At 68.1% G+C, this 21,113-nt stretch carries 21 protein-coding genes; 2 read left to right on the top strand and 19 right to left on the bottom strand.

Going from position 1 to position 21,113, the window contains the following annotated elements; translation table 11 throughout:
- Positions 1-5 precede the first annotated feature (5 nt).
- From AC6EUL_RS18050 to AC6EUL_RS17970, 17 genes are all read right to left on the bottom strand, one after another.
- A complete protein-coding gene (locus AC6EUL_RS18050) occupies positions 6-611 on the bottom strand; it encodes a K(+)-transporting ATPase subunit C (protein ID WP_499871738.1) in 606 nt (201 codons plus the stop codon).
- A gap of 35 nt (positions 612-646) precedes the next feature.
- Complete coding sequence (gene kdpB / locus AC6EUL_RS18045; RefSeq protein ID WP_499871737.1) at positions 647-2,737, bottom strand: potassium-transporting ATPase subunit KdpB; 2,091 nt, start codon at positions 2,735-2,737, stop codon at positions 647-649.
- A gap of 61 nt (positions 2,738-2,798) precedes the next feature.
- Positions 2,799-3,002: a hypothetical protein gene (locus AC6EUL_RS18040; RefSeq protein ID WP_056222440.1), complete on the bottom strand. Its 204-nt coding sequence runs from the start codon at positions 3,000-3,002 to the stop codon at positions 2,799-2,801.
- Between the two features lie 3 nt (positions 3,003-3,005).
- Positions 3,006-4,721: a potassium-transporting ATPase subunit KdpA gene (gene kdpA, locus AC6EUL_RS18035; RefSeq protein ID WP_499871734.1), complete on the bottom strand. Its 1,716-nt coding sequence runs from the start codon at positions 4,719-4,721 to the stop codon at positions 3,006-3,008.
- A gap of 35 nt (positions 4,722-4,756) precedes the next feature.
- On the bottom strand, positions 4,757-4,846 hold the full coding sequence (locus tag AC6EUL_RS18030; RefSeq protein ID WP_036267122.1) for a K(+)-transporting ATPase subunit F: 90 nt from the start codon (positions 4,844-4,846) through the stop codon (positions 4,757-4,759).
- Positions 4,847-4,871: 25 nt separating this feature from the next.
- Complete coding sequence (locus AC6EUL_RS18025; RefSeq protein WP_274534757.1) at positions 4,872-4,997, bottom strand: hypothetical protein; 126 nt, start codon at positions 4,995-4,997, stop codon at positions 4,872-4,874.
- A gap of 259 nt (positions 4,998-5,256) precedes the next feature.
- Positions 5,257-6,534, bottom strand: a complete 1,278-nt coding sequence (locus tag AC6EUL_RS18020) for an amidohydrolase family protein (RefSeq protein ID WP_499871731.1) — start codon at positions 6,532-6,534, stop codon at positions 5,257-5,259.
- A gap of 362 nt (positions 6,535-6,896) precedes the next feature.
- Positions 6,897-7,568, bottom strand: coding sequence for a metallophosphoesterase family protein (locus AC6EUL_RS18015; RefSeq protein WP_499871790.1), 672 nt, complete (start codon positions 7,566-7,568; stop codon positions 6,897-6,899).
- A 139-nt stretch (positions 7,569-7,707) separates the two neighbouring features.
- Entirely contained in the window at positions 7,708-8,670 is a 963-nt protein-coding gene (locus AC6EUL_RS18010; RefSeq protein WP_056222428.1) for a type II secretion system F family protein, read from the bottom strand.
- 65 nt (positions 8,671-8,735) lie between these two features.
- Entirely contained in the window at positions 8,736-9,704 is a 969-nt protein-coding gene (locus tag AC6EUL_RS18005; protein ID WP_056274451.1) for a type II secretion system F family protein, read from the bottom strand.
- Positions 9,701-11,155, bottom strand: coding sequence for a TadA family conjugal transfer-associated ATPase (locus tag AC6EUL_RS18000; RefSeq protein WP_056222422.1), 1,455 nt, complete (start codon positions 11,153-11,155; stop codon positions 9,701-9,703). The genes AC6EUL_RS18005 and AC6EUL_RS18000 overlap by 4 nt, the downstream gene beginning before the upstream one ends.
- A gap of 45 nt (positions 11,156-11,200) precedes the next feature.
- Positions 11,201-12,445, bottom strand: a complete 1,245-nt coding sequence (locus tag AC6EUL_RS17995; protein WP_056222418.1) for a CpaE/TadZ family protein — start codon at positions 12,443-12,445, stop codon at positions 11,201-11,203.
- Between the two features lie 86 nt (positions 12,446-12,531).
- Positions 12,532-13,266 (bottom strand): CpaD family pilus assembly protein, encoded by a 735-nt coding sequence (locus tag AC6EUL_RS17990; protein WP_056351303.1) that lies wholly within the window; start codon positions 13,264-13,266, stop codon positions 12,532-12,534.
- Between the two features lie 61 nt (positions 13,267-13,327).
- On the bottom strand, positions 13,328-14,818 hold the full coding sequence (locus AC6EUL_RS17985; RefSeq protein ID WP_056351305.1) for a type II and III secretion system protein family protein: 1,491 nt from the start codon (positions 14,816-14,818) through the stop codon (positions 13,328-13,330).
- A gap of 34 nt (positions 14,819-14,852) precedes the next feature.
- Positions 14,853-15,650, bottom strand: a complete 798-nt coding sequence (gene cpaB / locus AC6EUL_RS17980) for a Flp pilus assembly protein CpaB (protein ID WP_056222406.1) — start codon at positions 15,648-15,650, stop codon at positions 14,853-14,855.
- Positions 15,651-15,773: 123 nt separating this feature from the next.
- On the bottom strand, positions 15,774-16,280 hold the full coding sequence (locus AC6EUL_RS17975; RefSeq protein WP_056274464.1) for an A24 family peptidase: 507 nt from the start codon (positions 16,278-16,280) through the stop codon (positions 15,774-15,776).
- A 304-nt stretch (positions 16,281-16,584) separates the two neighbouring features.
- Positions 16,585-16,755 (bottom strand): Flp family type IVb pilin, encoded by a 171-nt coding sequence (locus tag AC6EUL_RS17970; RefSeq protein ID WP_056222398.1) that lies wholly within the window; start codon positions 16,753-16,755, stop codon positions 16,585-16,587.
- A 413-nt stretch (positions 16,756-17,168) separates the two neighbouring features.
- Between AC6EUL_RS17970 and AC6EUL_RS17965 the strand changes: the two genes are divergently transcribed.
- Positions 17,169-17,681 carry a pilus assembly protein N-terminal domain-containing protein gene (locus AC6EUL_RS17965; protein WP_082501303.1) on the top strand — a complete coding sequence of 171 codons (513 nt, stop codon included), beginning with the start codon at positions 17,169-17,171 and terminating at the stop codon, positions 17,679-17,681.
- Between the two features lie 42 nt (positions 17,682-17,723).
- Here the strand turns inward: AC6EUL_RS17965 and AC6EUL_RS17960 are convergent, their stop codons facing one another.
- Both AC6EUL_RS17960 and AC6EUL_RS17955 read right to left on the bottom strand, forming a co-directional pair.
- Positions 17,724-18,179: a response regulator gene (locus tag AC6EUL_RS17960; RefSeq protein WP_082487410.1), complete on the bottom strand. Its 456-nt coding sequence runs from the start codon at positions 18,177-18,179 to the stop codon at positions 17,724-17,726.
- Entirely contained in the window at positions 18,176-19,327 is a 1,152-nt protein-coding gene (locus AC6EUL_RS17955) for a histidine kinase dimerization/phosphoacceptor domain -containing protein (protein WP_499871724.1), read from the bottom strand. Before AC6EUL_RS17955 ends, AC6EUL_RS17960 begins: the two co-directional genes overlap by 4 nt.
- Positions 19,328-19,645: 318 nt before the next feature.
- On the opposite strand from AC6EUL_RS17955, the gene AC6EUL_RS17950 reads away from it, so the two are divergent.
- The gene (locus AC6EUL_RS17950; protein WP_499871722.1) at positions 19,646-21,103 is read left to right on the top strand and encodes an AmpG family muropeptide MFS transporter; all 1,458 of its coding nucleotides are present in this window, start codon (positions 19,646-19,648) and stop codon (positions 21,101-21,103) included.
- The last annotated feature ends 10 nt before the right edge of the window (positions 21,104-21,113 follow it).

The following is a 21,113-nucleotide window of genomic DNA, read 5'->3' as shown; positions in this document are numbered from 1 at the left end:
GCGGATTATTGCCGAAGGCGCGCGTCCAAAGCGAGGTTCAGCGCCAGGACATTCACGCGCGGCTCGCCGAGGACCCCGAAGGTCCGGCCTTCGACCTGCGCGGCGACGAGGTCGCGCACCCGGTCCTCGCTGACGCCTCGCGCACGGGCCACGCGTGCCACCTGGAACAGGGCAGCCTCGGGGGACAGGTCGGGATCGAGCCCGGAACCGCTGGCGGTGACGAGATCCACCGGCACCGTCACGCCGGGGTTCTCGGCCCTCAGGGCGTCGAGGTCGCCCTTCACGCGCTCGGCCAGGGCGGCGCTGGTCGGTCCAAGGTTGGAGCCGGCCGAGTTGGAGGCGTTGTAGGGCGACGGCACGGTCTTGGCTGCATCGGCCGGATCGGGGGCCACCGTCGCCGAGGGGCGCCCGTGGAAGTAGCGCGGGCTGGTGAAGGATTGGCCGATCAGGCTGGAGCCGATAATCGTGCCGTCGCGACGGATCAGGCTGCCGGCGGCCTTGGCGGGGAAGATCGCCGCGGCGAGGCCGGTCATGGCCAGGGGATAGGCGAGGCCGGTGATCGCCGTCAGTACGACGAAGAGGGCGAGAGCGGGACGCAGGGAGGCGAGCATGGAGACAACTCTGGTTCGGACAGGAAGGGGGGGGGTCAGGCGAGGTGCAGAGCGTTCACGGCGAGGTCGATCACCTTGATGCCAACGAACGGCACCAGGATGCCGCCGAGGCCGTAGATCAGCAGGTTGCGCCGCAGGAGCGCGGCGGCTCCCACCGCCCGATACGAGACGCCTCGGAGGGCGAGCGGGATCAGCGCCACGATGATCAGTGCATTGAAAATGATCGCCGACAGGATCGCGCTCTGGGGCGAAGCGAGCCCCATGACGTTCAGGGCCTGAAGCTGCGGGTAGAGCGTCAGGAACATCGCCGGGATGATGGCGAAGTACTTTGCCACGTCGTTGGCGATGGAGAACGTGGTTAGGGCCCCGCGGGTCATCAGGAGCTGCTTGCCGATCCCGACGATCTCGATGAGCTTGGTCGGGTCTGAATCGAGATCGACCATGTTCCCGGCCTCACGCGCCGCCACCGTGCCGGTGTTCATGGCGACGCCGACATCGGCCTGGGCCAGGGCGGGCGCGTCGTTGGTGCCGTCGCCGCACATGGCCACGAGCTTGCCGTCCGCCTGCTCCCGCCGGATCAGCGCGAGCTTATCCTCCGGCGTGGCCTGCGCCAGGAAATCGTCGACGCCGGCCTCTGCCGCGATGGCCGCCGCAGTCATGGGGTTGTCGCCGGTAATCATCACCGTGCGGATGCCCATGCGGCGAAGTTCGGCGAAGCGCTCGCGGATGCCACCCTTCACGATGTCCTTCAGGAACACGACGCCGAGCAGCTGCCCGTCGCGGGCGACCGCCAGGGGCGTGCCGCCGGCCTTCGCGATGGTCTCCGCGATGGCCCTGATCTCCACCACGGCCTGCGAGTCCTCGACCGGTCGATAGGCGAGCGCCGCATTCGCGCCGCGGGACGCGATCGGCTGTACTCCCAGAGAGGCGATCACCGCCTCGACCGCACCCTTGCGGATCGACCGTCCGTCGAGGTCGACCCCGGACATCCGCGACTGGGCCGTGAACGGCACGAAGGTGGCGTTCAGGACTGCCATGTCGCGGGCTCGGATGCCGTAGCGGTCCTTGGCCAGCACCACGATCGAGCGGCCCTCGGGCGTCTCGTCGGCAAGCGAGGCGAGTTGTGCCGCGTCGGCGAGATCGTGCTCGTCCACCCCGCCAACCGGCCGGAATTCGGTCGCCTGACGGTTGCCGAGGGTGATGGTGCCGGTTTTGTCGAGCAGGAGGGTGTCGACGTCACCGGCGGCCTCGACCGCGCGGCCCGACATGGCGAGGACGTTGAAGCGAACGAGGCGATCCATGCCGGCGATGCCGATGGCCGACAGGAGCGCACCGATGGTGGTTGGGATAAGAGTCACGAACAGGGCGACGAGGACGATCAGGGGGATCGCCCCGCCGGCGTAGTTCGCAAAGCTCGGGATCGAGGCGACCGCGAACACGAAGACGAGGGTCAGGCCGGCGAGCAGGATGTTGAGGGCGATCTCGTTCGGGGTCTTCTGGCGGGACGCGCCCTCGACAAGAGCGATCATGCGGTCGACGAAGGTCGAGCCGGCCGCCGCCGTGATGCGGACCCGGATCGCGTCGGACAGGACCTGGGTTCCGCCCGTCACCGCCGACCGGTCCCCGCCGGATTCCCGGATCACCGGTGCGGACTCGCCGGTGATGGCCGCCTCGTTGACGGAGGCGACACCCGCGATGACCTCACCGTCGGACGGGATCAGGTCGCCAGCCTCCACCAGCACCACGTCGCCGACCTTCAGGGCGGTCCCGGGCACCGAGTCCCAGGCATCGCCCGGACCGGTGAGGCGCTTGGCGGTCATCTCGGTGCGGGTCCGGCGCAGGCTGTCGGCCTGCGCCTTGCCGCGGCCCTCGGCCAAGGCCTCGGCGAAGTTGGCGAAGATCAGCGTGAACCAGAGCCAGAGGATGATCTGGCCGGAGAAGCCGAGCCCGGACGCGCCGGTCGCGAGATCGCGGACGAACAGGACGGTGGTCAAGACCGCGACGACCTCGACCACGAACATCACGGGATTGCGGATCATGATCCGGGGATCGAGTTTGCGGATCGAGCCGACGACGGCCGGGCCGACGAGGGCGGCGCTGAAGAGGGACGTGGAGGAGCGAGACATGATGGGGGGTCCACGAAGGGGCGCGGGACGGCCGGGCGCGACGCGCCGGGTCCGTGGCTGGTCAGGGTGCGAGGGCACGGCGCGTGAACTCGGCGGCGAGCACCAGGGCGAGGGCGCCCAGGAGGGTGACACCGAGCACCGCCAGGATCAGGTCCGAGAGCCGGGGCGGCCGGGCCCCGGGAATTGGGTGAGGCTGGCGGGTACCGGATCGGAGCCCGTGAAGGTGGTGGCGCCGGACCCGGCGCGGTGGAAGGGCGGGGCGCACCGCTCAGCCGCCCGTCGCGAAGGTCAGGCCTGCGGTGCCCGCCAGGTGCTCGACGATCGGGCCGAGAGCCAGGGACGGGAAGAACGTCAGGCCGCCGACGATCAGGATCACGCCGACCAGCATGCCGATGAAAAGCCCCCCATGGGTCGGCAGGGTTCCGGCGGAAGCCGGCACGGTCTTCTTGGCGGCGAGGGCGCCTGCGATGGCGAGGGCGGGGATGATCACGAAGAACCGCCCCACCAGCATGCCGATCGCCAGCGTCGTGTTGTAGAACGGCGTGTTGCCGCTGAGGCCGCCGAAGGCCGAGCCGTTGTTGGCCGCGGCGGACGTGAAGGCGTAGAGGATCTCCGAGAATCCGTGCGGCCCGGCATTGGCGGGGCCGGCGAGGCCGGCGGCCACCACGGTGGCGAGGCCGGTGAATCCCAGCATCATCAGAGGCAGGCACAGGATGGCGAGCATGGCCATCTTCACCTCCCGCGCCTCGATCTTCTTGCCAAGATACTCGGGGGTCCGGCCGACCATGAGCCCGGCGACGAAGATCGCCACGATGACGAAGACAAGCATGCCGTAGAGGCCGGCGCCGACGCCGCCGACGATGATCTCGCCGAGCTGCATGTTGATCATCGGGATCAGGCCGCCGAGGGCGGTGAAGCTGTCGTGCATCGCGTTGACCGCGCCGCAGGAGGCGGCGGTGGTCACCACCGCGAACAGCGCCGAGGCGACGATGCCGAAGCGTAGCTCCTTGCCCTCCATGTTGCCGCCCGCGAGCCCGAGCCCATTCAGCACGGAGCTGCCCGCGGCCTCGCTGGCGTACGTGACGAGGACGCCGGCGAGAAACAGCACGCCCATGGCGCCGAGAATCGCCCAACCCTGCCGCTCGTCGCCGACCATGCGGCCGAAGACGTTGGTCATCGCTGCGCCGAGGACGAAGATCGAGACGATCTGGATGAAGTTGGACAGCGCGGTCGGGTTCTCGAAGGGATGAGCCGCGTTGGCGTTGAAGAACCCCCCGCCGTTGGTGCCGAGCATCTTGATCGCGACTTGGCTCGCCACGGGCCCGATTGCGATCGTCTGGGTGGCGCCTTCGAGCGTCGTGGCCTCGATGGAGGCGCCCAGGGTCTGGGGGATGCCCTGTGAGACCAGGAACAGGGAGTAGACCACGCAGATCGGCAGCAGCACGTAGAGGGTGCAGCGGGTCAGATCGACCCAGAACGAGCCAACCGTCCGGGCCGAAGCTCGCGCGAAGCCCCGAACGAGAGCGACCGCGAGGGCAATGCCGGTGGCGGCCGAGAGGAAGTTCTGGTGGGTCAGCCCGAGCATCTGCGACAGGTAGGAGAGGGTGCTCTCGCCGCCGTAGTTCTGCCAGTTGGTATTCGTCACGAAGCTCGCCGCGGTGTTGAAGGCGAGATCCGGCGCCACGGCCCCTTGTCCGGCCGGGTTCAGAGGCAGGACGTCCTGCAGGCGCAGGAGCCCGTAGAGCATGGCGAAGCCGAGGGCGTGGAACGTCAGCATGGCGAGCCCGTAGCTGAGCCAGCTCTGCTCGCCCCGTGCGTCGATGCCGGCCAGGCGATAGAGTCCGGTCTCGACGGGCCGGAGAACGGGCGAGAGAAGGGTACGCTCGCCTTGGAACACGCGGGTCATGTACCCGCCGAGCGGCCTGACGAGCGCCAGCACGATCGCGCAGAACAGCGCGACCTGAATCCAGCCGTTGATGGTCATGGAGGTGGTCCTTGGGAATTCGTCCGGAGGGCGCGTCAGAACCGCTCGGGGCGCACGAGGGCGTAGGTGAGGTAGCCGAGCAGCCCCAGGGTCACGAGGGCGCCGAGGGTGAGGTCGAGGGTCATGAGGGGGATGCTCCCGTCAGCGCGCTCAGAGGCGTTCGCACAGCAGGGCGTACCCGGCGGCGAGACCGAAGAAGGCGAGTCCTGTGGCCAGGAAGGCGATGTCGAGCATGAGGGGTCCGATCCTGTGCGGCGGATCGGCCCGGGTCGTCACGACCGATCACGCTCGCCCGGAGCATGGACGGGAACCGCATTAGGGTTCGAGTGAGCGCGCCACGCGATTTTATAAGGATGGCATGAGGATCGGAGCGCGCGGCGTCGGCGGCTCGAACCCTCGCGAACGGGTCGCTGCCGAGCCGCTGGTATACACGAGGGTCGTCGTCGAGGTCGCGCCGAAAACCCGTCCCCGTCGGCGGCGTTTCATATCCCGCGCCGCTCCCGCGCGGGATGAACAGAAAAATAGCCGGTCGGCCTCATCGAACGGAGAAGGGCAGCTGATACGGGCGTCCGAACGGGACGCCGTTGTTCACGGTCTGGACGGGCGAGAGGAAGCCCGTTCCGTCGCGGCGGTTGTTGCGGGTGTCGACCACGGAGAGCGGCCGCTCGACCCATTCCATCACCGAGACGTCGCCCGGCGCACCGACCTGCAGCGTCCCGAGCTTCGCGTCCCGGTCGATCACCCGGGCGGGTGCCGCGGTCGCCATCGCGATGACCTGTTCCAGGCTGAAGCCCAGGGGCAGGAACTTGCTCATCACCAGGGGCAGGAACGGCATGCCCGGCGTATTGCCGGAGACGACGTGCAGATCCGACGAGATCGTATCGGGCGGAGCTCCCTGCGCGATGGCCGCCTCCGCCACGGTGAAATCGAAGGAACCGCCACCGTGGCCGATGTCGAACACGACGCCGCGCTGCTTTGCGGCCAGGGCCGCCGGGAGGAGCTTGCCATCCTGGACGATGTTGGTGAACTGCCCAGCCATGTTGGGCGCGCCCGAGTAGCAGTGCGTGAGGATGTCGCCCGGCCGCAGCAGGTCGAGGATGCGGCTCATCAGGTCGGCAGTCTCGACGCCGCCGATATGCGCCATCACCTTGGCGGGTCGTCCCGATAGCTCACAGGCCTGGATCGCCCGGCGCAGGGGCTCGGCGCCATGCTTGAAGATGACGTTCTCCGACATTCGCACCTTGGCGCCGAGGACGAAGTCCGGGTTCTCCGCGATGGCCAGCGCGCAGGCGTCCACCTGGGCGTTGTCGATGGTGTAGAGTTCCGCGACGGGGAAGGCCGACAGTCCGTGATTGGCGATGTGCACGAAGGCGAACATCCGCGTCCGGGTCTGCGCGGCGATGTGTCGGCGCAGGGCGGCGATGGTGTTGGCGCCCGCGTCTCCGGCGGAGACCACCGTCGTCACCCCGGAGAACGGGACCGTCTCATCGGCCGGGATGCCGATCGCCGAGCCATAGGGAAAGGTGTGGGCGTGGAGGTCGACGAGGCCGGGCAGCACGAGCTTGCCGGTAGCGTCGATCGTCTGCTTGGCCCGATCCGTCGGCAGATCCGCCGCGAGGGCGGCGATCCGTCCGTGACGGATACCGATGTCGCGCTTTCCGCGCAGGGACTGGCTCGGATCGATCACCTCGCCACCCCGTATCACGAGGTCGAAAGGACCGCCCGGGTCCGGTTCCGCCGAGGCCCCGGTCGTGGCCACGAGGCTTGTCGCGGCCGCCCCAGCGAGCCACGCCCGGCGGGTCACCGCGTCCATGTGGTCGCTCCGTGGAGGCGGGGGCAGGGCTGGGGACGCGGAGGGCGGGACCGCCGATGCCGGTCCTGTGGGGCGGGCGGCGCTTGGCACCACGACATCGCTTCTGATCCCTGACCGCGGCGCTCGTTGATTGGCTCCGACGCTCCGGATGCTAGAGGCTGACGGGCACGCTCGGCAATGCTTTTCGAAGATGGGCGTGCGTCGACGGCGGGAAATGGGTGGGGCGAGGTTCGTCCCCTGGACGACCGGCACGCGTTCCGCAGACACCGCATCCCGATGACGGGTCGCTGAGGCGCGAGCCGCCGCACGAACACTTCGGCAACTCTTTGTGCCGGTCCGATCCACCAAGGAATTGCGTCAAACTAACCGTCGCGATCGACCTGCAGAAAATCGATCGGCGGCCCCTGCGTCTCATCGAAGACGCCGGCCGTGAGGCACCGGCCGTAGACGCATCCCGTGTCGAGGTTGGTGCGGTAGGGTTGCCGGTCGGGCATCCCCTCCAGTTGCGGCGTGTGTCCGTGAACCACGTGCTTCCCGAAGTCGAAGGCCGCGCCGAGAAACGGCTCTCGGATCCAGAGGCGGTTCCACATATCGGGATCGACGCCGGTTCGCCCGGGGCGAAAGCCGGCGTGGACGAAGTAGTGCGCGGCGTCCTCATGGACGGTGGGCAGGTATGAGAGCCAGGTCAGCACGTCGGGCGGAAACGCTTCCGGGCCGGTAATCCCAAAGGAGCGGAGGGTCTGCCGGCCGCCGTTGCTCAGCCAGGTGGAGGCTCCGTGCGGGTCGCGATAGGCCTCCAGCATCATCTGCTCGTGGTTGCCCATCAGGCAGGTGAGGGCACTCGGTGCGTCGCGCTGAAGGTGCCTGAGAATCTCGATCACCCGGGCGCTCTCGGGACCCCGATCCACGTAGTCGCCCAGGCAGACGATGCGGGCCGGACGCCCGGCCCGGTGCAGGTTGATCTGCTCCAACAGACGGAGCAACGCATCGGCGCAGCCGTGAATATCGCCGATCGCGTAGGTGAGGACGTTCATGCGAAGTCCGGTGACAGCGTTGGGAGCATCCCCGTCGCATGGCAGGAAACGGATGCGCTGAACATCCTTGCGTTGGGCCGGCTCCGGAGCCAACGCCGCGTTCAAGGGTCACGGGCCACGCGAATGTGAAGGCTGGGTCCTAACGGAAGATCTGGATCATCGCCGGGGTCAGGATGACGACGAACAGCACCGGAAGGAAGAACAGGATCATCGGCACCGTCAGCTTCGGCGGCAGGGCGGCGGCCTTCTTCTCCGCCTCGTTCATCCGCATGTCGCGGCTTTCCTGGGACAGCACGCGCAAGGCCTGGCCGACGGGCGTTCCGTAGCGCTCGGCCTGGATCAGTGCCGTCGTCACCGCCTTGATCTGATCGAGACCGATGCGGTTGGCGAGGTTTTCAAAGGCGATGCGCCGATCCGGCAGGTAGGAGAGCTCGGCGGTCAGGACCGCGAGTTCCTCGGCGAGCACGATGGATTGCCCGACCACCTCGGTGCTGACGCGCCGGAACGCGTGTTCGACGGACATGCCGGACTCGACGCAGATCAGCGTGAGGTCGAGGGCATCCGGCCAGGCGGCCCGGATCTCGGTCTGCCGCTTGCTGGCGCGGTTGTGGAGGTACAACTCCGGGGCCTTGATGCCGAACAGGAGCACGCCGATGACGATCATCGTGCGGATGGCAAACGGCTGATCCAGGACACCGAGCACGAAGAGGTAGAAGATCGCCACCAGAGCCAGAACGATCGGCGTCACCAGGCGGAAGAACAGGAATCCCGTCTCGGCCCCCGGCGACCGATAGCCCGCCATCATCAGCTGCTTGCGGGCGGTCTCCGTCCCGAGCCAACGGCTGAGATTGAACTGCTCCACCACCCGTTTCATGTAGGCCTTGGGGGCGACCCGGAGCGTCGCCTTGGAGCTCATGCGCTCGCGTTCGCGGCGCCGGATCTCCTCCCGCTCCTCGCCGATCAGCTTCATGCGCTTCCCGAGGCGGTCGGGCTCCAGCATCGGCTGGAGCAGCGCGAAGGCGGTCGCAGCCGCCGCGATGGCGGCGAGGGCGGTGCCGAGGAAGCGCGGCTCGGTGACCTTGGCGGCGATGAGATCCAGCATGCGGTGTCTCCGTACGATCCGACCGGACGAGGATTCGAACTTGATACCGGGTAGGCATCGACGAATCAGACGTCGAAGCTGATCATCTTCTTCATCGTGAAGACCCCGAGCGACATCCAGATCGCGGAACACACCAGGGCAAGTTTCCCGATATCGGTCCGCCAGAGCAGGGAGATGTAATCCGGGCTCGACAGGTAGGTCAGGAGGGCGACGATGAAGGGAAGCGCCGCGATGATGCCGCCGGACGCCTTCGCCTCCATGCTCATCGCCTGGATCTTCCCGGCCATCTTCTTGCGTTCGCGCAGAACCCGGGACAGGTTGGCGAGGGCCTCGGACAGATTGCCGCCGGACTTCGCCTGGATGCTGATCACGATGGCGAAGAAGTTGACGTCCGACACGGGCACGCGCTCGTGCATCTTCATCAGGGCTTCGCCGAGGGACAGGCCGAGAGTCTGGGACTCGACCACCTGACGAAACTCGCTGCGGATCGGCTCCTCGGCCTCCCGCGAGATGATCCGGAAGCAGTCACCCACCGGGATACCCGCACGCACACCACGGGTGATGATGTCGATCGCCGTCGGCAATTCGTTGATGAACGCCTTGATCCGCCGCTTGCGCAGATACGTGATGAGCCAGAGAGGCAGCCCGAAGCCGCCGGCGAAGACCGCGCCCAACCCCGCGAGGGGATTGCCGGTCGCGATCAGGATCACCAGGCCGAACACCACCGCCATCACTGCCGCGACGGCGAAATATTGCTTGCGCGACCAGGACAGGCCGGCGCGGGCCAGCTTCAGCTCCAGCGTGACCTTGGTACCTTCGCGCTTCGCCTCGACGTCCTTGAGGCTCTTGGCGACCTGCTCGCGGCGATTGACGGTCGCGACCCGGTTTCCCGGCGCCGTCACGACGCTCACGGTGCGACGGCGTTCGGCGGACCGCTTCTCTCCCGAGAGGTAGGGAAAGACGAAGACGTAGGCGAGGCCCCCGGCCGTGAGCGCGAGGAGACCGGAGGCGAGGGCCAGGCCGCCGGCGTTCACAGCCCACTCCCGCCGGCGCTGGCCGCATCGAGGGCCGCCGCGAGCGCTTCGTCCTCGCCGTAGTAGCGCGCGCGCTCCCAGAACCGGGGGCGGCCAATACCCGTGGATCGATGGCGCCCGATGAGCTTGCCGTTCGCGTCCTCGCCGAGCACGTCGTACAGGAAGAGATCCTGGGTGATGATGACGTCGCCCTCGAGTCCCATCACCTCGGTGATGTGGGTGATCCGGCGCGACCCGTCGCGCAGGCGGGTGGCCTGCACGATGACGTCGATGGAGCCGCAGATCATTTCGCGCAGCGTCCGCGACGGCAGACTGAAACCGCCCATGGTGATCATCGACTCGATACGGGCCAGGGCTTCGCGCGGGGAGTTCGCGTGGAGCGTCCCCATCGAGCCGTCGTGACCGGTGTTCATGGCCTGCAGGAGATCGAAGGCCTCCGGGCCGCGGACCTCGCCGACGATGATCCGCTCGGGCCGCATGCGGAGGCAGTTCTTGACGAGGTCGCGCATGGTGACCTGCCCGGACCCCTCCATGTTGGGAGGCCGGGTTTCGAGGCGCACCACGTGCGCCTGCTGGAGCTGCAGTTCCGCCGCGTCCTCGCAGGTGATGATGCGCTCGTCGGCGTCGATGTAGCGGGTCAGGCAGTTCAGCAGCGTGGTCTTGCCGGATCCGGTGCCTCCCGAGATGACTACGTTGCAGCGCACGCGGCCGATGATCTGCAGGATGCGGGCGCCTTCCGGCGAGATCGCTCCGAAGGTCACCAACTGGTCGAGGGTCAGCTTGTCCTTCTTGAACTTGCGGATCGTCAGCACGGGCCCGTCGATGGCCAGCGGGGGCGCGATGATGTTGACGCGCGACCCGTCCGGAAGACGGGCGTCGCAGATCGGCGAGGCTTCGTCGACCCGCCGGCCGACCTGGCTCACGATCCGCTGGCAGATGTTCATCAGTTGCTGGTTGTCGCGGAAGCGGACGTTGGTCAGCTGGATCTTGCCGCCGACTTCGATGAAGGCGCGGCTGGCGCCGTTCACCATGATGTCGGCGATGTCGTCGCGGGCCAGCAGCGGCTCTAGCGGGCCGTAGCCGAGCACGTCGTTGCAGATGTCGTCGAGCAGCTCTTCCTGCTCGGCGATCGACAGGACGATGTTCTTAAGGCCGATGATTTCCGAAACGATGTCGCGGATTTCCTCGCGCGCCGATTCCGCGTCGAGACGCGAAAGCTGGGACAGATCGATTGCCTCGATCAATGCCCCGAAGATCATGCTCTTGGTGCGGAAGTAGTCCTCGGACTTGGCCGACTCCGTGACGGGCGCGGGCTCGGGCCGGCGGGGCGCCTCCGCGCGGGGGCGCAGGGCGGAATCGTCGTGGACCGGCAGCGAAACTTCCGGCTTGTCGACCACGGCCGCCGGACGCGGCGCCTGCACCGCTGCGCTGCCGGATCGTCTACCGAACATGGTGCAGCCTCCTGGCGATCAGGTCACGGGGAGCAGGCCGGAGCATCACGACGCCTTGCGACGGGCGAGCTTGGAGAGCAGCGGCTCGAACAGGTTCGGGCGCGCCCGGCGCAGTTCGGCGCGGCCGGTGATGGAGGCGGCGAGCGACGAATAGATCTCGGCCGCCTTCGCGTTGGCCTGCACCTCGCCGATCATCTGCCCGTTGTTGGCGGCGGTCCCAAACAGCGCGGCATCGAAGGGAATCGCGGCCGTGATCGTGGTGTCGAGGGACTTGGCGAACTCGGCCGCGGCGATCTCGGGACGCTTGGGCACCCCGACGCCGTTGAGGATGATGCGGGGCTTGCGATCATTCGGGCGGTTCTGCTGCAGAAGCGTCAGAAGATTCTTCGTGTTGCGCAGGGCGGCGAGCTCGGGACTTGCGACGATCAGGATCTCGTCCGCGCTGATCATGAGCCGTCGCGACCAGGCGGTCCACTGGTGCGGCACGTCGAGGACGACGCATGGCACGGCGGCCCGCAACAGGTCGAGCAGATGGTCGAAGGCCGGCTCGGCGAGATCGGTGGTGCGGTCCAGGGTGGCGGGGGCCGCGAGCAGGGAGAGATTGTCGCTGCACTTCGACAGGAGCCGGTCGAGGAGATTCGAATCCAGGCGATCCGGCGCGAACACAGCCTCCGCGATGCCCTGGGGCGGATCCTGATTGAAGTTCAGGCTCGCGGTCCCGAAGGCGATATCGAGGTCGGCGATGACCGTCGCGGTGTCCTGCTCCCGGCCGATCGTCCAGGCCAGGTTGTGCGCGAGGGTGGAGACGCCGACCCCCCCCTTCGCGCCGACGACGGCGACGGTGCGGCCGACCGGCTTGGCGCCCGGCGCCGTGAACAGGTCCGAAATCGCCTGGATGAGATCGATCGGGCGCACCGGCGCCATCAGGTACTCGCTGACGCCTCGCTGGATGAACTGCCGGTAGAGCGCGACGTCGTTGACATGCCCGATGACGACGACCTTCGTTCCCTCGTCGCAGACCTCGGCCAGCGAATCGAGGCATTCGAGCGGGCGCGACTTCGCCCCCTGGGTCTCGATGACGATGACGTTCGGCGTGGGAGCATGCCGATACGCTTCGACCGCCGCCGCGCCGCCGCCCATCTGAACCTTGATGTGCGCCTTCTGCAGGCGCCGATCCGCGCCGGCCGACTCGATCAGCGCTGCGCTCTCCTGCGTCTCGCAGAACGCCTGAATCGTGATCCGCGGCACGGGAGCGATGATGCGCTCGGACGTCTCGTTCAGATCCGTCATGGAGGGAATTCCGGTTCAGGTTGCCGCCGATGCGGGAGCGAAGATGGGGCACGTCGCGGGCGAGACGGTGCGCCCGCCCGACGCGGTTATTGGGAGACCTGCGCCTTGATCGAGGTCTTCCCATCCTGACGCCATTCGATTGACGGATCCTTGCCGTCGCGGATCTTGCCGATGTCGTTCGTGCGCCGGATCGTATCGATCCGACCTTCCGGGCGGGCGCGGACGAGATCGACGGGATCCGCGATCTGCGCGGCGACGTTCGACTGCGTCGCGCAGCCGAAGTTCCAGTAGGCCTCGTTGCGGCCGCTGAAGGCCGGATCTCCGACGCCCAGATCCTGGGGCCAGGTTCCGCACTGGCTCCCGCCCCTGGCCTCCATGCGCTGGAAGCTGAGCCGGAGGGGCGCCGCAAGGTTCGGATTGGCCACCGCATAACGGGCGACCACCACCTGGCGGTCGGAGACGCCGCCGTTCAGGCTCATGCGATGCAGGGCCGCGGCCGTCCGTTCCACCGCGGCCGCTGTCCGGGGCGTGCCGCCGGCGGGAACGTCGAGGGCCAGCGTCCCGCGCCCGTAGCGCCGGAATTCCAGCAGGAACGCGTCGACGTCGGCGGCCTGACGCGGATCGAGATGGCCCGTGCCCGTGACGAACACGTCGAGGGTGCGCACGCCCTCGGCGAGGGCGAGGGGATGCCGCGCGCGGTAGTCGGCCGGATAGAGCGAGCCGGTGGTCACGACGGGATCGGCTCGGCAGGCCCCGAGCAGGGCGGCGACGCCGGCCACGGCCACGAGGGCCAGGGGGGTGCGGAGGGGAGAGGTGGACATCGGGGGAGGGTCCTGCAGAGGCCGGGGCCGGAGCGCCTGGATCGGTCGGGAGAGCGCCGGACTAATCGGTGATGAAGCCGACGCGGCCGCGATAGGCGCTGCCGAGGGGACTGGCGCCGGCGACGCCGTAGAGGCGGTTGAAGCGCCCGAGCAGGATGGCCTGCGCATCCTGCGCATCGACGAAACCGTCATCCGGGCGGGAGACCTGGCGCGGCTCCATCGGCTTGGCGATGTAGGGCGTGACCATGATCATCAGCTCGGTTTCCTGCCGCTGATAATCGCGCGACCGGAAGAGCGCGCCGATGATCGGCAGGTTGATCAGGCCGGGCAAGCCGGTGATCGCCGCCTTGTTGCGCTGCTGGATCAGGCCGGCGGTCATCATCGTCGCGCCGGAAGCGAGCTCGATCGTGGTCTCCGACTTGCGGACGGTGAAGCCCGGCACGGCCGTGGTGGTGCCGGTGAAGTTCAGGTTCAAGGCGTTCTGCTGGTCGATCTCGGTGACCTGGGTGCCCACGCGCACCGAGATCTTGTTCTCCGCCAGCACCACAGGCGTGAAGTTGAGGCTGACGCCGTAATCCTTGTAGCTGACGCTCGGAACGCAGGTTTGGATCGTGCTGGTGCCGACGGAGGTACAGCTCAGGTTCGACGGGACCGGGATCTGCCCGCCGGCCGTGAAGGTCGCCGATTCGCCGGAGATCGCCGTCAGGGTCGGCTCGGCCAGAACACGGGAGACGCCGGCCTGCTCGAAGGCCCGCAGGGTGGCCGTGAGGTTCGCTCCGCCCGGCCCGTTGATCGTTCCGGACAGGAGGTTGCCGGTGGGGAACGAGCCGCCGTTCAGGGCGAGCGGCGCCGTGTTGACGAGGTTCAGGCCGGACCAGCCGCCGCTGAGATTGACGCCGAACTGCTTCAGGACCGTGCGCGACACCTCCACCACGGTGACGCGCAGCATGACCTGATCCTTGCCGCGGATCGTCAGGTTGTTGATGACGGCGCCGCGCGCCGCGGCGCCGGCGGCCGAGATCCCCACGAAGGCATTGGCGATGTCGAGGGCCTGGGCCGCCTCGGACGCCGAGTTGACGGTCCCGGTCAGCACGACCGAATCCCCGGCGGCGCGCACGTCGAAGCGTCCCCCGGCGATGCTCTGGTTCAGGGTCTGGCGAAGCACGTTGAGGTCGCGCGCCACCGTGACGTCGAGGGCCGTGATCTGCCGGCCCTCGGCATCCATGATGAAGATCGACGTGGCCCCGTTCTCCATGCCGATGATGAACACCTTCCGGGTCGAGCGGACGACCGCGTTGGCGACCTTCGGATTGGCGACGAAGACCTCCTTGGCGTCGCGCGGCAGATCGATCACCAGGGAGCGTCCCATGGTGAGATCGATCCGGCGCGAGGTCGCCGCCTCGTTGGTCCCGACCGCGAGGATCGGCGCCGCCGTCAGTCCGCCGGAGGGCTGGCCGTAGCTCGGATTGACCATCGCGTTGGGCAGGATGCCGGCGAGGAGGCAAGCCAGCAGTGGGGTGCGGCGCGCCGCCGGCCAGGGGGAGAGGGTCATCGACGTGTCCTCAGTCATGGTGCGTGTGCTTCCCTCAGCGTCGCGATTGCTGCTTCGCGACGCCGAACCGCACCACGGTCAGGGCCGTCTCCGGACGACCCTCGAGAATGGGCTCGCCCGCGCGCCCGCTATCCACGAGGCTCCGCAGGGAGAGCGAGAGTTGACCGACTTTCTGGGCGAGCGTGACGGTCTCGGCCTGGGCCGGCGTCAGGGCCAACGTCGCCGTCTGGCCGGTGGCGACGGTGTTGCCGTTCTTCTCCTGGAGGATCTGCCCGATCGCCAGGACGCGCACGTCCTGGAGCAACGTCTCCGAGACCTGTACCTCCGCGCTCCCGCGCGAGGATTCCTCGTCCCGATAGGTCCGGAGCACGTCCACGTGGTCGTTGGGGAGGATGAAGCCGCCTGCCGTGCTGCTGCCGATCGCGTCGATGGTGATGGCGACGGCGCGCATGCCGGCGGGCAGGATCGCGGCCATGAAGCCGCCGTCGGAGCGGGCGAGCTTCTGCGGCCGGATCGGTTCACCGGCGAGGAAACTCGACCGGGCGATCGACCCGACGATCTCCTCCATGCCGCGGGGCGAATTGGTGCGGGTGATGTAGCCGCTGGTGACGGCATCGTTGGGCCAGGGCTGCCAACGAAGGTCCGGTGCCTGGATGTTCTGGCCCATCGGCAATTCGGCGGCGGCGACGAGCACGTCCGTCATCGGCACGACGGGAGGCGGAACGATGGCGGCCGGCTGCACGACCGGCCTGTCCTCCCCACTGATCAACAACGCCGCGCCACCACCTGCCACGAGGGCTATGGCAAGGACGGCCAGTCTGGCTGGTTTCATCGCCGAACTCGAACCTGCGACGGCACATCGCCGTGTCGGTTCAGATTGGCCTGGCATTCCTCAAATTACGGTTAACAAGGAGTAATCGGTTCGACGCATTGCCGAACCGAGGAGCAATGCCGTTCAGACCGCGACCAGGCGAAGCCAGATGGCCGTGTCGGGCAGCACGAGGAGCGCCGAGAGGGCGAGGGCGATGCCGTAGGGCACGCCGGTCTTCGCATCGTGCAGGTGAAGCACGAAGGGAAGGCGGGCGATCGTGGGCGGGAGCGGCTGCTGGCGCAACGCGAGGAGCGTCAGGGTCAGTGCGCCGCCGGCGAGCGAGGCGATGAGGAGGTAGCCGGCCAGCTGGTCGAAGCCGATCCACAGGGCCGTCGCGGCCGCGAGCTTCGCGTCGCCGCCACCGATGAAGCCGAAGGCGAAGAGCGTGAAGGTCACGACGAGGGTCGCGGCGCCGGCGCCGAGGTGCCCGGCGAGATCGTCCCAGCCCAGGCCGGTGGCGACGGCGAAGACCGCGAAGCCGACGACCAGTGCCACCGAGACGGTGTTGGGGATCAACATCGTCAGGAGGTCCCTGACGGCGGCGTAGGCCATGAGAAACGGAAACACGACGAGGAGGCTGACGCTGGCCATGTCGTTCTCGGTCCTGTCTCTTGCGGGCGCAACATTTTGCGGGCGCGGGTCTCTCGCGGGCGGAAGGCCCTGGGGAACCCCGGCCTTGCCCCATGATCCCGGACCGGGATTAAGAGTCCGTGCCGCGAAACCCGAAAGGGCGCACGCCACGCGCGCGAACGATCCCGCAGATCCGAAACGGAGCGAGGAGCATCGCGGACATCCCGCAATACTCCTCGAAACCGGCAAAATCGGAAGATCTACAGCGAACCGCTCGGCCACCGGGGCCGCAGCCGCGAGACCGTCCCGGGTGCGCGGACCGCGATTACGAGCTCTTGAGGTTGTTCGCCACGGTGGTGAGAGTCGCACGCAGGTTCGTGCCGACCGTTGTCAGAACGGTGACGACGGCGACGGCGATCAGAGACGCGATCAGGCCGTACTCGATCGCGGTCGCGCCGGACTCGTCGGCCACGAAACGCTTGAACATGGTGGTCATGGCAAAACTCCCCTGGAAAGGCATGTGCCGTTCACGCTGTAGGCGTCTCAATCGGCGACAGGTGGAGTGTGCCCCGGCGCCGTTGCCATTGGGTTAAATCGGTCGCCGAAACCCGGGCGGAGGAAACCGCTTCGTGATGTGGTGAAGGGTTGGTTAAAAGCCGCACGCCGCCCTCGTCAGCGGAGCTTGGGGCTCGATCCGAGACTTCTGGTGATCGAACGCGTCGACTTCACGCCCCCCGCATTCACGGGCGGTTCCGATGGGGGTCTCTTATCACTGGTCGGACAACGTGATTATCGGTTCGTTTACCGTACTGGTGTCTCTTGGTCGTCGAGCTTCGGCCGGTGGGTGCGTCCCGATGCACCGAGATCAATCACGATCTGCGTCGTGCCGTGCGGTCCAGTGAGCGTCCGATGCACTCCCCAACCAATCCGTCCCACATCCCTCTCCGGATCCTGACGGCGCTTCTCCTGGCCGGGTACGCCGTCTTCGGATGCGGGTCGGTGCGCGCTCAGGCACCGGACGCGCCGCCGACCATCGTGGCGGTCACGGTCGACAACGCCAAGGTCATGCGCCTGCCCGAGAAGACCCAGACCGTCATCGTCGGCAATCCGATGATCGCCGACGTCGCCCTCCAGCGTAACGGCATCCTGATCCTGACCGGGAAGAGCTTCGGCAGCACCAACCTGATCGCCCTCGACGCCGCCGGCCACATGCTGGCGGAATCCACGATCAGCGTGCAGGCGCCGCAGGCGGCCGTCATCACGGTTCAGCGCGGTCTCGAGCGCGAATCCTATTCGTGCACGCCGAATTGCCAGCCCTCGATCCAGCTCGGCGATGCGAACAAGTTCTATGGAGAAGTCAGCAGTCAGGCTGAGAACCGCCGCGCCTTGGCTACCGCTGGCGCCGGACCCACGAATCGCTAGCCCGTTCGCGTGCCGGGAGCCGCGAAGTCCGCTCCCCGGACCTCAACGGACCGGTGTATGCCGCTCGCCGGTCTCGGGCGCCGAGGCCAGGCGAAACCCGTCCAGCCCCTCGACCGTGGCCGCGAGGCCCGCGCGCCGGTCGGCGACGTAGCGCAGCGCGCCGGCGACCACCCGCTCGGAATAGGGTTTCGCGATGACCCCGACCGCGCCGGCGAAATCGTCGGGGATGCGCTTGGCGTTCGCGGTCATGAACACGACCGTGGTGTGAGGATCGGCGCTGAGGGCGCGGGCTACCTCGACGCCGGTGGGGCCGTCGATCAGGTGGATGTCCACGAACGCCACGTCGGGGGAGGTCGCCTGCCCCAGGGCGATCGCGTCCGCTGAATTCCCCGCGACGCCGACCGTGATGTGGCCGAGGTCATCGAGCAGGCATTCCAGTTCGAGGGCGATCAGGACCTCATCCTCGACCACGAGGATCCGCAGGGGCGTCTCGGTCATGGGGAAGCCCATTCGGGCCCCGGCGCCCGATCCGTGATGGGACTCTGGAGGGAGATCGCGTCGAGGGGAACGAGGATCTCGACGCGGGTGCCCGGTGCGACGTCGCTCCAGGCGATCACCCCGCGAAGCTGCCGCACAACCATCTCCACCAGGGAGCGACCGAAGCCGGCCGGATTCGGCGTGCCACCGGCCAAACCGACGCCGTCGTCCTCGATCAGCATGCGCAGGCCGTCGTCGCTGCGCTGCGCGCTGATCGTGATGCGCCCGGGCCTGCTGTCCGGGAATGCGTGCCGGACGGCGTTGGTCGCCAGTTCGTGCAACATCAGCGCCAGGGGCGCCGCCATCGCGGCCGATACGGCGATCGAGTCGATCTCCGCACTGACGGCCGTCCGGTCCGTGTCGAGCCCCGCCACCAGCTCCGAGACGAAGTCGTCGGCGAACTCGCGCAGGTCGAACCGCGTGACGTCGCCGGTGGAGTAGAGCATCCGGTGCACCGTCGAGAGGGCGCCGATGCGCTCCGCCATGCCCTGCAGGGCATCCTTGGCCTCTCCGCGCGGGGTGCGCCGCGCCTTGAGAAGCATCAGCGAGGAGATGACTTGGAGGTTGTTCTTGACCCGATGGTCGACCTCGTGGAGGAGCGCGGTCTTCTGCTCGAGTGCGGCGCGAAGGTGGGCGGTCTGCTCCCCGACCCGTCGTTCGAGCTCGTCGTGCGCGTCCTTCATCGCGACTTCGGTCCGGTACTTGCCGGTCATGTCGGCCTGCGCCGAATAGAAATGCACGATCTGCCCCGTCTCATCGTGCACCGGGGCGACCGTCATGCCGTTCCAAAACGAGGTCCCGTCCTTCCGGTAATTGACCAGCTCGATCTCGATGGGTCGCCCGGCGATCACCGCGTCGCGCAACCGACGCACGGCCCGCGGATCGGTCTCGGGTCCCTGCAGCATGCGGCAGTTCCGACCCGAAATCTCCTCCCAGGCGTAGCCGGTCAGGCTCAGGAAGGCCTCGTTCGCCCAGACGATCGGGTTGTCGTGCTGGCGCGGGTCGGTGAGGACCATGGGCGTCGGACTCGCGGTGAACGCCGCCACGAATGCGCCTGCGCTGATGCCGAGGCCGCGTGCTCCGGTGCCCGGCGTTTCCCTATGCGTCATGATCGGCTTCAGCCAAGACGAGACACCCGAAATGTTGACCTGAACGTTGGCCCGTCGCCGGTCCACTCGGGCGCGACCACAGACTTGAACTGCCGGGAAACCCCGCCGTCAACACCTGGATCGAGGAACCTCTTGGAGGCGATCGGGCCGCTAACAGGAAGATGCGAGACCTCGCGTTAAGATTTCGGAAGGCATGCTGCCGATGGTAAGCGATGCGCCACGGCACGCGGGCCCGGCGACAGCCCCGTGCCGGGGCGGCGCGGAGGCCTGCTATGGTCTGCGGGCATCAAGCCTTTCGGCCCCCAGGAGTTCCATGCCATGGCCCAAAGCGACGCGCTGGAGATCCCGAGCCGCCGCCTCCGACTGAGGGACATCGTCGAGGATCCCCGGATCCTCCTGATGCTCGCCCTGGGCTTCTCGTCGGGATTGCCGCTGCTGCTGGTCCTCGGGACCTTCTCGACGCGCCTCGCCTACTCGGACGTCGACATCAAATCGATCGGCCTGTTCAGCTATCTGGCGCTCCCCTACAGCCTGAAGTTCTTCTGGGCCCCGATCATCGACCGGTTCGACGTGCCGGTGCTGAGCCGGGCGCTGGGCCGCCGCCGGGCCTGGATGATCGCGACCCAGTGCGCGGTCGCCCTGTCGCTGAGCCTCATGGCCTTCGCCGATCCCGGCACCAGCCTGGCGCTTCTCGGCCTCGGTGCGTTCCTCGTCGCCTTCTGCGCCGCGACGCAGGACGTGGTCATCGACGGCTGGCGCATCGACGCCGCCGGCACGGACCTGCAGGGGGTGATGGCCGCCACCTCGAACCTCGGCTACCGCCTCGCCCTGATGTCGGCCGGCGCCGGAGCCCTCTTCATCGCCAGCGCCTATGGCTGGAACGTCGCCTACCTGTCGATGGCGGCCCTGATGGCCGTCGGCATGGTGGCCGCGCTGCTCGCCCCGGCCTACGACCGCGCGATCACCGACGCGACGCCGGCCGCCCCGGCGAGGACCTGGACCTTCCGGGGCGCGGTGCTGGAGCCCCTCACCGAACTGCACACGCGGCTCGGCGCCCGCCTCTGGGCGATCCTGCTCCTCGTCGCCCTCTATCGCCTGCCGGACTTCATCTCCGGCGTGATGGCGAGCCCCCTCTACCGGGAGGTGGGGTTCAGCCTCGTGGAGATCGGAGCCGTCTCGAAGCTCTACGGCATCTGGGTCGGCATCGCGGGCGCCTTCGTGGGCGGCTGGGCCATGACGCGCTTCGGCCTGTTCCCCACTCTCGTGGTCGGCGCCTTCCTGGGTGCGGCCTCGAACCTCGCTTTCTCATGGCTGTCCTTCGGCGGACCGGAGGTCTGGCGTCTCACGGCGACGATCTCGATCGACAACTTCTGCGGCTCCTTCGCCGGGATGGCCCTGATCGCCTACATGTCGAGCCTGACCGCGCCCGGCTTCGCGGCGACGCAGTACGCACTCTTCTCCTCGCTCTATGCGCTGCCGGGCAAGCTCGTGGCCGGAACCTCCGGCTTCGTCGTGGCGGCCTACGGATATCCGGTCTTCTTCGCCTTCACGGCGGCGGTCGGCATCCCGGTGGTCGTCCTCTGCCTGCTGGTCGGCCGGGCGGGCGGGCGAAAGGCGTCCGCCGCCGAAGCGACCGCGACGGACCCGGTCCGCCCCGAAGCGGCCGCGGGCGACGAGATCGGCGGGAACCATCCGCGGGGCCCCGGCCTTGCTTCCACCGGCCAGGACCACCCTGGCGCAGGCCGGCCCGCGAAACCCCACCCGGCACACGGATGAGACAGCAGAC

It is taken from the genome of Methylobacterium sp. 001424705 (assembly GCF_059816145.1).
This window is presented reverse-complemented; position numbering and strand designations above follow the sequence as displayed.